We start from the raw sequence: 12,830 nt of genomic DNA on the forward strand, positions 1-12,830 counted from the left end.
GACACCCCGCCACCGCCGACCGGCGCGGGGCCAGCCGGCGGGGCGGGAGCCGGCAGCGGCGGACGCCGCCTTCCTTTTAAAAGGGGCTCTGGCGGACGATGGTCTCGTTGCGGTCGGGCCCAGTAGAGATCATGGCGACCGGCACGCCCACCAACTCCTCGATACGACCCAAATAGGCGCGGGCGTTCTCCGGCAGATCCTCGTAGCGCTCGATGCCCGAGGTGCTCTCTGCCCAGCCAGGCATGTCCTCGTAGACCGGCTCGCACTCGGACAGGGTCTCGACCTCCGACGGCAGGGTCTCGCAGAGCTCGCCCTGGCAGCGGTAGCCGACGCACAGGCGCAGGGTCTCCAGGCCGTCGAGCACGTCCAGCTTGGTGATGCACAGCCCGCTGAGGCTGTTGATCTGCGCCGCCCGGCGCGTGGCCACGGCGTCGAACCACCCGCAGCGCCGCTGCCGGCCGGTGGTGGCCCCGAACTCGTGGCCCCGCTCGCCCAAGTGCATGCCCATCTCGTCGTCGAAATCGAGCTCGGTCGGGAACGGCCCCTGCCCCACCCGCGTGGTGTACGCCTTGGTGATCCCCAGGATGTAGTCCAGAGTGCGCGGCCCAACCCCGGTACCGGCGGCCGCCGCCCCGGCGCAGGTGTTCGAAGAGGTCACGAACGGATAGGTGCCGTGATCGATGTCGAGCAGCGTCCCCTGCGCCCCCTCGAAGAGGATGTTGCGCCCGGTGCGCATCTCGGCGGTCAGCAGCGCGCCGACGTCGGCGGTCAGCGGCCGCAGTTCCTCGCCGTGGGCCAGCGCCTGATCGAGGACTTCCTGGAAGTCCATGGTCGGGGCACCGAAGTAGTGCTTGAGCACGAAGTTGTGGTAGTCGAGCAGCTCGCCGAGCTTCTGCGCCAGACGCTCACGGTGGAACAGGTCCGAGAGCCGGACGCCGCGCCGGGCCACCTTGTCCTCATAGGCCGGGCCGATGCCGCGACCGGTGGTGCCGATGGCCGCCTTGCCCTTGGCCTTTTCCCGGGCGTGATCCAGCGCCACGTGGCAGGGCAGGATCAGCGGGCAGGAGGGACTGATGCGCAGCCGCTCCCGGGCCGGAACGCCGCGGGCCTCCAGCTCACGGATCTCCTCGAGCAGCGCCTCGGCGGAGAGGACCACGCCGTTGCCGATCACGCAGGTGGCGTCCTCGCGCAGGATGCCGGACGGGATCAGGTGCAGCACCGTCTGCTCGCCGTCGATGACCAGGGTATGCCCCGCGTTGTGCCCGCCCTGAAAGCGCGCCACCACCCCGGCGTTCTCGGTCAGCCAGTCGACGATCTTGCCCTTGCCTTCGTCGCCCCACTGCGTACCGACTACGACCACATTGGTGCCCATACTCACTCCGTATCCAGTTCCCAGGTGCCGTTGCGCTCGACCAGGCGCCGATCGCAACCGTGGTTGTCCTGCTCATCCCCCGGCAGCTGCCAGACCACCCGCTCGCCGGCGCGGCGCAGCTCGGCCACGCGCGCATGCAGCGCCGGGTCGTCACGCCACGGGGCCAGCACCCCGCCGGCCGCCGGGCCCTCGACGCCGTGCCCAAGGGTCAGCAGCGCCTTGAGGTCAGCGCTATAGCCGGTGGCCGGCCGCGGGCGCCCGAACGCCTGGCCGATGCCGTCGTAGCGCCCGCCGCGGGCCAGCTCCTGCCCGTAGCCCGGGGTGTAGGCCGCGAACACCAGGCCGGTGTGGTAGCGGTAGCCGCGCAGCTCGCCCAGATCCAGGTGCAGCGGCAGCTCCGGCTCGCGACGGGCCAGGCTGTCGGCCACCGTCCGAAGCTGCTCCAGCGCCTCGGCCACCGCTGGCCCGGCCCAGCCGAGGACGGTCTGCGCCCGGTCGAGGATCTCCACCCCGCCGTGCAGTCCGGCCAACGCCGAGAGCCGCTCGGCCTGCGCGGTCTCCACGCCGGCCTCGGCCAGCACCGCGGCGATCTCATCACCCGCCTTGCGCTGCAGGGCGTCGAGTAGCGCCTCTTCCGCTGCGGGCCCCAGGCCGAGGTCCTCGAGCAGCGCCTCGAAGATCCCCACGTGGCCCACATCCAGGTGCAGCCGCTCCACCCCGGCGGCACGCAGGGTGGCGAGCATCAGCGAGATGACCTCGAGATCACTCTCCACCCCGGCGTGGCCGTAGAGTTCCGCGCCCAGCTGCACGGCGTTGCGGCTGCCGGCCGGCCCCTCGGCCCGGGCCTGCAGCGTGCTGCCGATGTAACACAACCGGGTAATGCCCTTGCGACGCAGCTGATGGGCGTCGACGCGCGCCGCCTGCGGGGTGATGTCCGGGCGCACCCCCAGGGTCCGCCCGGAGAGCTGATCGGTGACCTTGAAGGTCTGCACATCCAGATCCCGGCCGGTGCCGGTCAGCAGAGCCTCCAGATACTCAATGAAAGGGGGCATGATCAGCTCATACCCCCAGGAATCGAACAGATCCAGCAGCCGACGGCGCAACGCCTCGGCCTGTGCAGCCTCCGGCGGCAACAACTCGTCGACGCCGTCGGGCAGCATCCACCGTGCCTTGCGATCCATTAACCTCGCACCCAATAGAGCAGCAGAACGCCGATCCCCATGGACAGGAGACCGACGGTCCGCAGGCTTCGATCATCCATCTCGGCGGCCTGCAGGAAAACCCGGCGCAGAGCGCCGGGGTTCGCTGCAGGTAGTACACCCTCGATCACCAGCAGGAGGGCGATCGCGGTGAGCAGGTCACCCATCTCCACGAGGATCCCCCCCCCCTCTGTCGGTTAGTCCTGATCGGGGGAACCGACCTCGCCGTTGAGCCCCGGCAGCTGCTCACCGCCGTCGAAGAAGCGGAAGAACTGCGAATCCGGCGACAGGACGAACAGGTCGTCGTCACCCTGGAAGGACTCGCGGTAGGCCCTCAGGCTGCGCTGGAAGGCGAAGAAGTCCGACTCCTGCCCGTAGGCGCTGGCGTAGATCTCCGCCGCCGTGGCATCACCCTCACCACGCAGGGACTCACCGTCCCGGTACGCCTCGGCGAGGAGGACCGTGCGCTGACGGTCGGCATCGGCGCGGATGCGCTCACCGGCCTCCTCACCGCGGGCACGGATCTCGCGGGCGACCCGCTCACGATCCGCCACCATGCGATCGAAGATGGAGTCGGTGACGTCTTCGGGCAGATCGATGCGCTTGAGGCGCACATCGAGCACCTCCAGGCCCAGGCTCTGCGCCGCCTCGGCGGTGGTCACCCGCAGGATGTCCATGATCTGCACGCGCTCACCGGAGATGATGTCCTGCACCGTACGCTTACCGAACTCGGCGCGCAGGGCGTCGCGGATGATCTCGCGCAGACGCTGGTTAGCCCGCTCCGGCTCACCGCGGACCGTGGTGTAGTAACGCTCGGCGTCGTCCACCCGCCACTTTACGAAGGAGTCGACGATGAGGTTCTTCTGCTCGACCGTCAGGAAACGCTCCGGCTCCTCGTCCAGGTTCTGCACCCGAGCGTCGAACTTGCGGACGTTGTTGACGAACGGCGTCTTGAAGTGCAGCCCCGGATCGAAATCCGCCTTAATGATCTCACCGAGCCGGAACTTCAGTGCCACCTCCTTTTCGGAGACGGTGAACACCGAGAAGTAGCCGAGAATCGCGGCCACCACCAGCAGGGGCAACACGACGTTCTTCAGGATTCGCATCAGCGCGTCCCCCTATCACGGAGCGCCTCTCGTGCTCGCTGGGTCGGCGAGATGGCGTCCCGTTCCTGCGGTACATCGATATTGGTCTCGCCAGAGAGCGCCGTGGTGCTCCCCCGACGATCCATGAGCTTGTCGAGCGGCAGGTACATCAGCGACTGGCTGGACTCCGAGTCGAGCATCACCTTGGGCACCCGGCCCAGGATCTCCTCCATAGTCTCCAGGTAGATGCGCTGACGCATCAGCTGCGGGTCGGCCCGGTACTGCGGCACCAGCGCCTCGAAGCGGGCGGCGTCACCCTCGGCCTGGGCGATGACCTGCTCGCGGTAACCGTCTGCTTCCTCGAGAATGCGCGCCGCCTGGCCCTGGGCCCGCGGGATCAACTCGTTGGCGTAGGCCTGGGCCCGGTTGATGGTGCGCTGCTCGTCCTCGCGGGCGCGGATGGCATCCTCGAAGGCCGGCTGTACCGGCTCCGGGGGCTGGATATCCTGGACCGCCACCTGCACCACCGACAGACCCGTGCGGTAGTCATCCATCACTTCCTGGAGCAGCCGTCCGGTTTCCTGGGCCACCTCGGTCCGCCCCTCGGTCAGCACGTACTGAAGCTCGCGCTTGCCGATGATCTCGCGCACCGCGCTCTCGGTGACCTGCTTGAGGGTCTGCTCCGGCATGCGGAAGTTGAACAGGTAGAGGAACGGATCGCTGACCTCGTACTGCGCCGCGATCCGCACATCGACGATGTTCTCGTCGCGGGTAATCATCAACGCCTCGGCAGAAACCGGCCGGGCACGATTCTGCATCGACTCGTAGCCGACCTCGGCGATGCGCCGCTGCTCGACGTTGACCCGCTCGACCTGGCCGATGGGCCGCGGCCAGTGCCAGTGCGGCCCGGGCTCCGTGGTATCCGAGTGGCGACCGAAGGTCAGCTCCACCCCGCGCCAGCCCTGGTCGACGATGTAGATCCCGGAGAGCATCCAGACCACGAAGGCACCCAGGGCCAAGAGGCTGATGCCGGTCGCCCCGGGGCCGCGGGAGGGCCCACTGGGCATGCGCCCACCGAACAGGCCCTGCACCTGCGCACGCAGCTTACGGAAGACCTCATCCAGATCGGGCGGCCCCCCACTGCCGCCTCCTTTGGGGCCACCGCCCCAGGGGTCGCGGCTGCCGCCGCCGGGCTCATTCCACGCCATTCAGGACTCCGTATGTGACTAAGACGATCTGCCGTCGATCGAACGGTCCGATTCTAGGGAGCTGCCCCGCCAACCGCAACCGAAGTCAGGCCGGGACAACCTCTCCACGCGGGAGCCCCTCGCGTACATGGAGCCGTTCCAGCTCGTGTACGGGGAGCTCCACCTCCAGGGCAAGCTGGCCATCCTCGGCGCAGTGCTCTTCGATGACACACCCCAGCCGGAACAGCTGGGCGCGCAAGCGCCCCTGGTCCGGCCGCAGGTGCACTCGGCGACGGATGCGCTCCGGGCCGAGTCGCTCGGCCACGGCCTCCAGCAGGGTCTCGACCCCTTCGCCGGTCGCCGCGGAGATCCGGACGCCGGTCACCAGGCCCTCGTCATCCTCGATCCGTCCCGGCGCAAGGGCGCAGGTATCCACCTTGTTGTAGACGCGCAGGGTGGGCACTGCGTCAGCGCCGAGTTCGGCGAGGACCGCCTCCACCTGCTCGATCTGGTGCTCACGCTCCTCGGCCCCGGCATCGATGACGTGCAGGAGCAGATCGGCGTCGGTCACCTCTTCGAGGGTGGAACGAAAGGCGGCCACGAGGTCGTGGGGCAACCGGCTGATGAAGCCCACGGTATCCGAGACCACCGCCGCTGAGCCGCGGGCCAGATCCACGCGGCGCCAGGACGGGTCGAGGGTGGCGAACAGCCGATCCTCGGCCCGGCGCTGCGAGCCGGTGACGTGGTTGAACAACGTGGACTTGCCGGCGTTGGTGTAGCCGACCAGCGAGACCACGGGCAGCTCGCGCTTGCGCCGCGCCTTGCGGCCCTGTTCGCGCGTGCGGCGCACCTTGGCCAGGCGCCGCTCAATCTGCTGGATGCGTCCGCCGATCAGCCGGCGGTCCATCTCCAGCTGCTTCTCGCCCGGGCCGCGCAGACCGATGCCGCCCTTCTGCCGCTCCAGGTGGGACCAGCCACGCACCAGGCGGCTGGCAACGTGCTTGAGCTGGGCCAGTTCCACCTGGAGCCGGCCTTCGAAGGTCCGCGCCCGCTGGGCGAAGATATCCAAGATCAGACCGGTGCGGTCGAGGACCCGGCAGCCCAGGTCGGTCTCCAGGTTGCGCTCCTGAGCGGCGGACAGGGGCTGATCCACCAGCACCAGGGCAGCCTCCAGCTCGCGCACCCAATCGGCCAGTTCGGCCACCTTGCCGCGGCCGATGAAGGTGCGCGGGTCCGGGGTGTCGCGACGATGCCGGAAGCGGCCCACCACCTCGGCCCCGGCCGAGTCACCCAGCGCCTCAAACTCTTCCGCGGCGTCGAGGGCGTCGCCGGGAAGCCGGACATGCAGAACCACGGCCCGCTCACCGCCGGATGGCCGGGCGAACAGGTCCGCCGGACCGCTACCGATGCGCTGTTCAGTTATTGCTCTCCTCCTCGCCGACAATCGATTCGGCGGATGCCTCTTCGCCCTGCTGCGGCAGGCGCACGCGCCGTGCCGGGACGATGGTCGAGATGGCGTGCTTGTACACCATCTGGTTCACGTTGTTGCGCAGCAGCACCACGAACTGGTCGAAGGATTCGATCTGTCCCTGGAGCTTGATGCCGTTGACCAGGTAGATCGAGACCGGGACCTTCTCTTTGCGCAACGTATTGAGAAAGGGTTCCTGCAGTGACTGCCCCTTCGCCATGGCGCATCGCCCCCAAGATTGTTGTTGTTATGGACCCGCGAACCCCGCCGGAGGGGCGCTACTCGACGCCTACGAGTGTATCACACGCCCCCGAGGGCCCCGGTGACGTAACTGTGAACCTGCGCCTCCAGCCGGTCGTCCGCCGTGAACCGGACCCCGTCGGTCTGCCCGCGCAGCCAGGTGATCTGCCGCTTGGCGTACTGCCGCGTGGCGCGCAGGCCGCGACGGATCATGGTGCGGTAATCGCAGGCGCCTTCGAGGTAGTGCCAGATCTGTCTGTATCCGACCGCTCGCACCGCCGGGAGTTCCTCGCTGAGATCGCCTCGGCGGTGCAGCGCCACCACCTCGCCCACCAGGCCGGCGGCCAGCATGGCCCGAAAGCGCGCCTCGATACGCCGGTGCAGCCAGGCACGCTCCGGCGGCTCGAGGATGATCTTCAACGGCATCTCGGTCAGTCCCGGCTGCCCGGGCTCACGCTGGACCTGGCTCAGTGGCCGCCCGGTCAGCCGGTGCACCTCCAGCGCCCGCTGAATGCGCTGACTGTCGTTGGGATGCAGCCGCGCAGCACTCTCCGGGTCCACCGCCTGCAGCCGGCGGTGCAGCGCCTGAACGCCGTAGGCCGCCTCCTCCGCCTCCAACTCGGCACGGACCTGCGCGTCCGCCGCCGGCATCGGCGAGAGGCCGTGCTGCAGCGCCTGGAAGTAGAGCCCGGTGCCACCGACGAGCACCGGCAGCCGCCCCCGGCTGCGGATGGCGGCGATGGCCGCCTGGGCGTCCCGGGCAAACTCGGCTGCTGAGTAGCGCTCGGCCGGATCGCGGATATCGATCAGGTGGTGGGGACAGCGGGCACGCACCGCCGGGGACGGCTTGGCGGTGCCGATATCCAGGCCGCGATAGATCTGCGCCGAGTCGACGCTGACGATCTCACCGCCCAGCCGCTCGGCCAGGGACAGGGCCAGTTCGCTCTTGCCCACCGCGGTGGGCCCCATGATGCAGAGCACCGGCGCCGTCATCACCGCCCCCGCATGAACAGCCGGGCCAGCGCCTCGTCGTCGAGCACGGTGTAGGTCGGCCGCCCGTGGTTGCACTGCGCCGCCCGCGGGGTGCGCTCGATATCCCGCAGCAGGGCGTCCATCTCGGCGCGCTCCAGACGCCGTCCGGCGCGGACCGACCCGTGGCAGGCCATCTGCGCCAGCAGCGCGTGGACCCGGTCCTCGACCCGCCCACCGGTCCCCTCGGACTCCAGCGCCGCCACCGCGTCGCGGACCAGGGCCGCGGCGTCGGCCTCGGCGAGCAGCGCCGGTACTCGGTGAACACGCACCGACTCGGGGCCGGCGCGGTCCACCTCCAGACCCGCCCGGGCCAGCGTAGCCGCGTGCAGCTCCACCCGCTCGGCCTCCGCCGGGGTCACCGGCACACTCACCGGCACCAGCAACGACTGCGTGGCGATCCCCGACGCCACCAGCTGCGCCTTCATCCGCTCGTAGACCACCCGCTCGTGGGCGGCGTGCATGTCCACCACCACCAGCCCCCGCTGCGACTCGGCCAGAATATAGGCGTCGCGGATCTGCCCGACGGCGTAGCCGAGCTCCGGGGTCGCCTCACTCTCCCGGTCCCGGGTCTGCGACGGCCCGGGGGATCCGGCAATGGCCGACGACGCCCCTTCAGCCGCGCCGCCAGGGCCCTCGGCAGCGGCGTCGGCGCCCCCATAGAGCTGCCGCGCCTCGGCCAGCGGCAGCCCCAGCTCCGCCGTGCCGCCGAGCCCTTCGGAGGCCGGCCCCGTCCGCTCGGCCGCCGCCGGTTGCCCGGGGCCGGTCGGCGCGCCCGACGGCGGCCGCTCCGCCGCAGGCGGTGCCGCGGCACCGGCCGGCTCGGCGGTGGCCAGGGCGTCGGCGATGCGCCGGGCGAGGAAGTCGTGCACCGTCCGCCCGTCGCGAAAACGCACCTCATGCTTCATGGGGTGGACGTTGACATCCACCCGAGCCGGATCCATCTCCAGAAAGAGGACGTAGGCCGGGTAGTGATCGCGGTAGAGGCAGTCGCTGTAAGCCTGGCGGATGCCGTGGGCCGCCCCCCGGTCGCGCACCAGCCGGCCGTTGACGAACAAGTACTGAAGATCCCCCTGGCGCCGCGCCGCCGTAGGCAGCCCCAGCCAGCCCCGCAGCTGCAGCCCGGCCCCCTCCAACTCCACCGCCAGGGCGTGATCGGCAAAGGCACGACCGAGCAGCTCCGCCAGACGCTCGTGCCGCTCCGTCTCGCTCTCCGCCCGGGGCACCGACCAGAGCCGCCGCCCCTGATGGACGAGCGAGAAACCGACGTCGAAGCGGCTCAGCGCCAGCCGGCGCAACGCCTCCTGGACGTGGTAGAGCTCGGTGCGCTCGGTGCGCAGGAACTTGCGACGCCCTGGCGTGTTGTAGAACAGGTCGTCGACGGTGACCGTGGTCCCCGGGGGGTGAGCCACCGGTTCCGGCGCACCCAGTGCGCCGCCGTCACAGCGCAGCTGATGGCCCAGCTCCGCCTCGGCGGTGCGCGAGGCCAGCGTCAGCCGCGAAACGGCAGCGATGCTCGGCAGGGCCTCCCCCCGGAACCCCAGACTGGCGATGCGCTCCAGCTCCTCGAGGCCGGTGAGCTTGCTGGTGGCGTGCCGGCGCAGCGCCAACTCCAGCTCCTCGGGCGGGATGCCGTCGCCGTCATCGGCGATGCGGATACGCTGCTTGCCGCCGCGCTCAATCTGCACCTCGACACGCCCGGCGCCAGCGTCGAGGCTATTCTCCACCAGTTCCTTGACCACCGAACCGGGGCGCTCGACCACCTCGCCAGCGGCGATCTGGTCGATCAGGTTATCCGGCAGGGGACGAATACCGCGCGTCGTCATGCGCGCATTCTAAGGGATGATCAGGGTGCTGCCAGCACGGATGCCATCCCCGGAGAGGTCATTGACCTCGCGCAGACGCTCGGTGCTGACCTGGTACTGCTGGGCGATCACCGAGAGATTCTCGCCCCGCTGAACCTCGTGCTCGCGCTGCCCGTTCTGGCCGGCGTCGGCCATCCGCAGCTCGGGGAGGATGTTGCGCTCGGCGTACTCGCGCACACCAGCGACGATGCCCTCGGCGAGGTCGCGCTGGTAGCTGAGGGTATTGAGCCGGCGCTCCTCCTCGGGGTTGGTGAGAAAGCCCAGCTCGATCAACAGCGAGGGCATGTCCAGGGACTTGAGCACGGCAAAGCCGGCCTGATCGACGCGGTTGCGCAGCAGATCGGCGTGGCGATCGAGCTTGGGCAGGAGGTGTTCGCCCATCTCCAGGCTTGCCTCGATGGTATGCCCCCGGGAGAGGTCCACCAATACCGAGGCCACCGTGTCGTCCTTGTCCTCCAGCGACACCCCGCCGATAAAGTCGGCCGCGTTCTCCCGGCGCGCCAGCACCCGCGCCTGCTCCGAGGTGGCACCGTCCACCGACAGGGCGTAGACCGATGCGCCTTTAACATTGGGATTTTCGGCGCCATCGGCATGGATGGACAGGAAGATATCGGCATTGCCTTCGCGGGCCACCCGGGTGCGATCGCGCAGGTTCATGTAGTAGTCACCCTCGCGCACCAACAGCGGCTTCAGCCCAGGCGCCTCGGTCATCAGGTCGTAGAGCTTGCGCGCAACACTCAACGCCACGTCTTTCTCGAAGGTCCCCTCGGGACCGATGGCGCCGGGATCGACTCCGCCGTGGCCGGCGTCGATGGCCACGATCACATCCCGCGCCTCGCGCTCAGAGGCCGAGCGCACCGCCTGACGGCGCCCCCCCTGCTGGCCGCCGAGATCCACCACCAGACGCTGACCGCCGTCCTCGCCGCCGATGACGAAGCTGCGCGCCTCCACCTCGCGGCTGACATCGAGGACGACCCGCAGCCCGCCGTCTTCCTGCCGGCCAGTGCGGATCTCCTGGAGAACGCCGCCTCGGGGGAGGTCTGCAGCGTTGAGCTCCACCCCCTCGAAATCGATGACCACCCGGTGCGGATCCGGCAGGCTGAAGACCCGGTGCTCGGGCACCCGGTCCAGGTCGAAGACCACCCGTGTGCGGTCGTCCGCGTCGGAAAGGCGCACATCATCGAGGGACGCGGCCGACGCCACGCCGGCCACCAACAGGCCGATCAGCACCCCGATCCAAGCCAGGCCATAGCCCCACCTCAAAGATCCTCCTCCCACCGTGCGGTGGCTTCTACGCACCCTCAAGGCTATGTCGGGCGCACGACCCGCTGCAAGAGTTTTTGCCCACTCAACGGGGAGATAAGCAGCAAAACTCAAGCAGCACCTGAACCTAGCGCCGCCAGGGCCTTTCGCCCCCGCTCGGTGCCTGCGCCCACCGCCGCGCGCCGAGCGGCACCCGCATATCCCAGGCTCACGGTCAGGTCGGCAGGAGGCAGGACACCGGTGCCGCGCTCCGGCCACTCCACCAGCGCCAGCGTCCCCGGCGCCTCGATCTCCTCGATGCCCAGGAAGTAGAGCTCCTCGGGATCGGACAGGCGGTAGAGGTCCAGGTGCAGGATCGTCCCCGCCGCCGTGGCGTAGGGCTCGAGCAGCGTATAGGTCGGGCTGCGCACCGGGCCGGCGACACCGCGGGCGCGCAACAACCCCCGGGCCAGGGTGGTCTTGCCCGCCCCCAGGTCGCCGTGCAGGTAGACCACCCCCTCCGGGAGGGCCTCGGCCAGGGCCGCCCCGAAGGCCTCGGTGGCCGCGGCGTCGGCGAGGTTCCGCTGCCACTCGGTCACGCCGGCTCCTCCGCCAGCACCGCCGGCAACCAGCCGAGCAGATCGCTGGCGAGCAGCCCGCGCTCGCCGCCCAGGGCCTCGGCGGCCCGCTCCCCCGCGCGGCCGTGGACCTCGGCGGCCACCGCCGCCAGCCAGGCCGGGTCCGCGTCCGGTCGCTGGGCGCGCAGGCCCGCCACCACCCCGGTGAGCACATCGCCCATACCGCCGCTGGCCATCCCCGGCGTACCGGTGCCGGCCAGGTAGCGAGAGGCGCCGTCATCCACCAGGCTGCCCGCCCCCTTGAGCAGGGCCACCGCCTGCCACTGCGTGGCCAGCGCCCGCACGGCTGCGAAGCGATCCGCGGCGATCGCCGCCGTGTCCCAACCCGGACCCAGGAGCCGCACCGCCTCGCCAGGGTGCGGGGTGAGCACGGCGTCGGTCACCGGCTGCCCGTCGACAGCAAGCAGGTTGAGGCCGTCGGCGTCCACCACCCGGGGGCGCACCACGTCCCGGCAGGCCGCCCACATCGCCTGCCCCCAGGGGTCCTGCCCCAGGCCGGGGCCGATGGCCACCACACTGGCCCGCTCCAGCAGCGGCGCCAGCTCCTGGGCGTCGGTCACGCCGTGGGCCATGACCGCCGGACAGGCCCCCACCACCACGGGGACGTGCTCCGGGCGGGTCGCCACGCTGACCAGACCGGCGCCGCAGCGCGCCGCCGCCTCCGCGGCCAGGCGCACCGCACCGGCCATGCCGGCATCGCCGCCGACCACCAGCACGTGCCCATAGTGCCCCTTGTGGGCATCCCGCGGCCGCGGCGGCAGCAGCGCGGCCCGATCCGCCGCCGTCACCTGCCGTGTATGGGGCGACTCGCTGCCGGCGACCAGCGCCCCGGTGCCCAGATCGTCGAAGACCACCGCCCCGCTGCACGCTGGACCGCGGCCGGTGAACAGCCCGCTCTTGCGGGCGACGAAGGTCGCGGTTACCTGCGCGCGCACGGCCACCCCCATCTCGGCACCGGTCCGCCCGTGGATCCCCGAGGGGATATCCACGGCGGCCACCGGCGCCGGCGCGGCATTGATGGCCGCCACCGCCTCGGCGAAGGCCCCGCTCACCGGCCGATCCAGCCCGGTGCCGAGCAGGGCATCGACGATCACATCCGCCTCGGCCAGGGCGGCCGCGTCGAAGGGGCGGCAGACGCCGCCGCCCTCGAGATACCGCTGGGCGTGACGGGCCGCATCCCCGCCCAGGCGCTCGGGCGGGACCCGGTGGAGCACCTCCACCGCCAGCCCGGCCCGCGCCGCCAGGCGCGCCACCACGTAGCCGTCGCCGCCGTTGTTGCCGCCGCCACAGACGACCACCAGCCGCCGCGCCTCGGGCCAGCGCCGACGGATCTCCCGCCACAGCCGCCGCCCGGCGCGGTCCATGAGCACCTCGCCGGGGAGGCCGGCACGGATGGCCGCCTGATCGAGGCGCGCCACTTGATCGGGGGTGTAGAGTTCCGTCATGGGAGCGGGTTCAGGGTTCCGTATGGAGGGATCAGTCTGCATCTTAAAACGCCCACCCTG

Annotated in this window: 12 protein-coding genes; all 12 read right to left on the minus strand. The window is 70.5% G+C overall.

Annotated elements, in window-relative coordinates; genetic code table 11:
- Positions 1–76 precede the first annotated feature (76 nt).
- Positions 77–1,372: an adenylosuccinate synthase gene (locus HHAL_RS03395; protein WP_011813465.1), complete on the minus strand. Its 1,296-nt coding sequence runs from the start codon at positions 1,370–1,372 to the stop codon at positions 77–79.
- A gap of 2 nt (positions 1,373–1,374) precedes the next feature.
- A complete protein-coding gene (locus HHAL_RS03400; protein ID WP_011813466.1) occupies positions 1,375–2,553 on the minus strand; it encodes an ATP phosphoribosyltransferase regulatory subunit in 1,179 nt (392 codons plus the stop codon).
- Positions 2,553–2,738: a DUF2065 domain-containing protein gene (locus HHAL_RS03405; RefSeq protein ID WP_041595033.1), complete on the minus strand. Its 186-nt coding sequence runs from the start codon at positions 2,736–2,738 to the stop codon at positions 2,553–2,555. The genes HHAL_RS03400 and HHAL_RS03405 overlap by 1 nt, the downstream gene beginning before the upstream one ends.
- A gap of 30 nt (positions 2,739–2,768) precedes the next feature.
- Positions 2,769–3,677: a protease modulator HflC gene (hflC, locus tag HHAL_RS03410; protein ID WP_011813468.1), complete on the minus strand. Its 909-nt coding sequence runs from the start codon at positions 3,675–3,677 to the stop codon at positions 2,769–2,771.
- Entirely contained in the window at positions 3,677–4,864 is a 1,188-nt protein-coding gene (hflK, locus tag HHAL_RS03415; protein WP_011813469.1) for an FtsH protease activity modulator HflK, read from the minus strand. Before hflK ends, hflC begins: the two co-directional genes overlap by 1 nt.
- Before the next feature lie 85 nt (positions 4,865–4,949).
- Entirely contained in the window at positions 4,950–6,230 is a 1,281-nt protein-coding gene (gene hflX, locus HHAL_RS03420; RefSeq protein WP_144446159.1) for a ribosome rescue GTPase HflX, read from the minus strand.
- Positions 6,231–6,258: 28 nt separating this feature from the next.
- On the minus strand, positions 6,259–6,531 hold the full coding sequence (gene hfq / locus HHAL_RS03425; RefSeq protein ID WP_011813471.1) for an RNA chaperone Hfq: 273 nt from the start codon (positions 6,529–6,531) through the stop codon (positions 6,259–6,261).
- Between the two features lie 80 nt (positions 6,532–6,611).
- The gene (miaA, locus tag HHAL_RS03430) at positions 6,612–7,544 is read right to left on the minus strand and encodes a tRNA (adenosine(37)-N6)-dimethylallyltransferase MiaA (RefSeq protein ID WP_011813472.1); all 933 of its coding nucleotides are present in this window, start codon (positions 7,542–7,544) and stop codon (positions 6,612–6,614) included.
- Positions 7,544–9,406, minus strand: coding sequence for a DNA mismatch repair endonuclease MutL (mutL, locus tag HHAL_RS03435; RefSeq protein ID WP_011813473.1), 1,863 nt, complete (start codon positions 9,404–9,406; stop codon positions 7,544–7,546). Before mutL ends, miaA begins: the two co-directional genes overlap by 1 nt.
- Before the next feature lie 9 nt (positions 9,407–9,415).
- On the minus strand, positions 9,416–10,708 hold the full coding sequence (locus HHAL_RS03440; protein WP_011813474.1) for an N-acetylmuramoyl-L-alanine amidase: 1,293 nt from the start codon (positions 10,706–10,708) through the stop codon (positions 9,416–9,418).
- A 110-nt stretch (positions 10,709–10,818) separates the two neighbouring features.
- Positions 10,819–11,286, minus strand: a complete 468-nt coding sequence (tsaE, locus tag HHAL_RS03445) for a tRNA (adenosine(37)-N6)-threonylcarbamoyltransferase complex ATPase subunit type 1 TsaE (RefSeq protein ID WP_011813475.1) — start codon at positions 11,284–11,286, stop codon at positions 10,819–10,821.
- On the minus strand, positions 11,283–12,770 hold the full coding sequence (locus tag HHAL_RS03450; RefSeq protein ID WP_041595034.1) for a bifunctional ADP-dependent NAD(P)H-hydrate dehydratase/NAD(P)H-hydrate epimerase: 1,488 nt from the start codon (positions 12,768–12,770) through the stop codon (positions 11,283–11,285). Before HHAL_RS03450 ends, tsaE begins: the two co-directional genes overlap by 4 nt.
- Between the last annotated feature and the right edge of the window lie 60 nt (positions 12,771–12,830).

The sequence above is a fragment of the Halorhodospira halophila SL1 genome (assembly GCF_000015585.1).
GTDB classification, from domain to species: Bacteria; Pseudomonadota; Gammaproteobacteria; order Nitrococcales; family Halorhodospiraceae; genus Halorhodospira; species Halorhodospira halophila.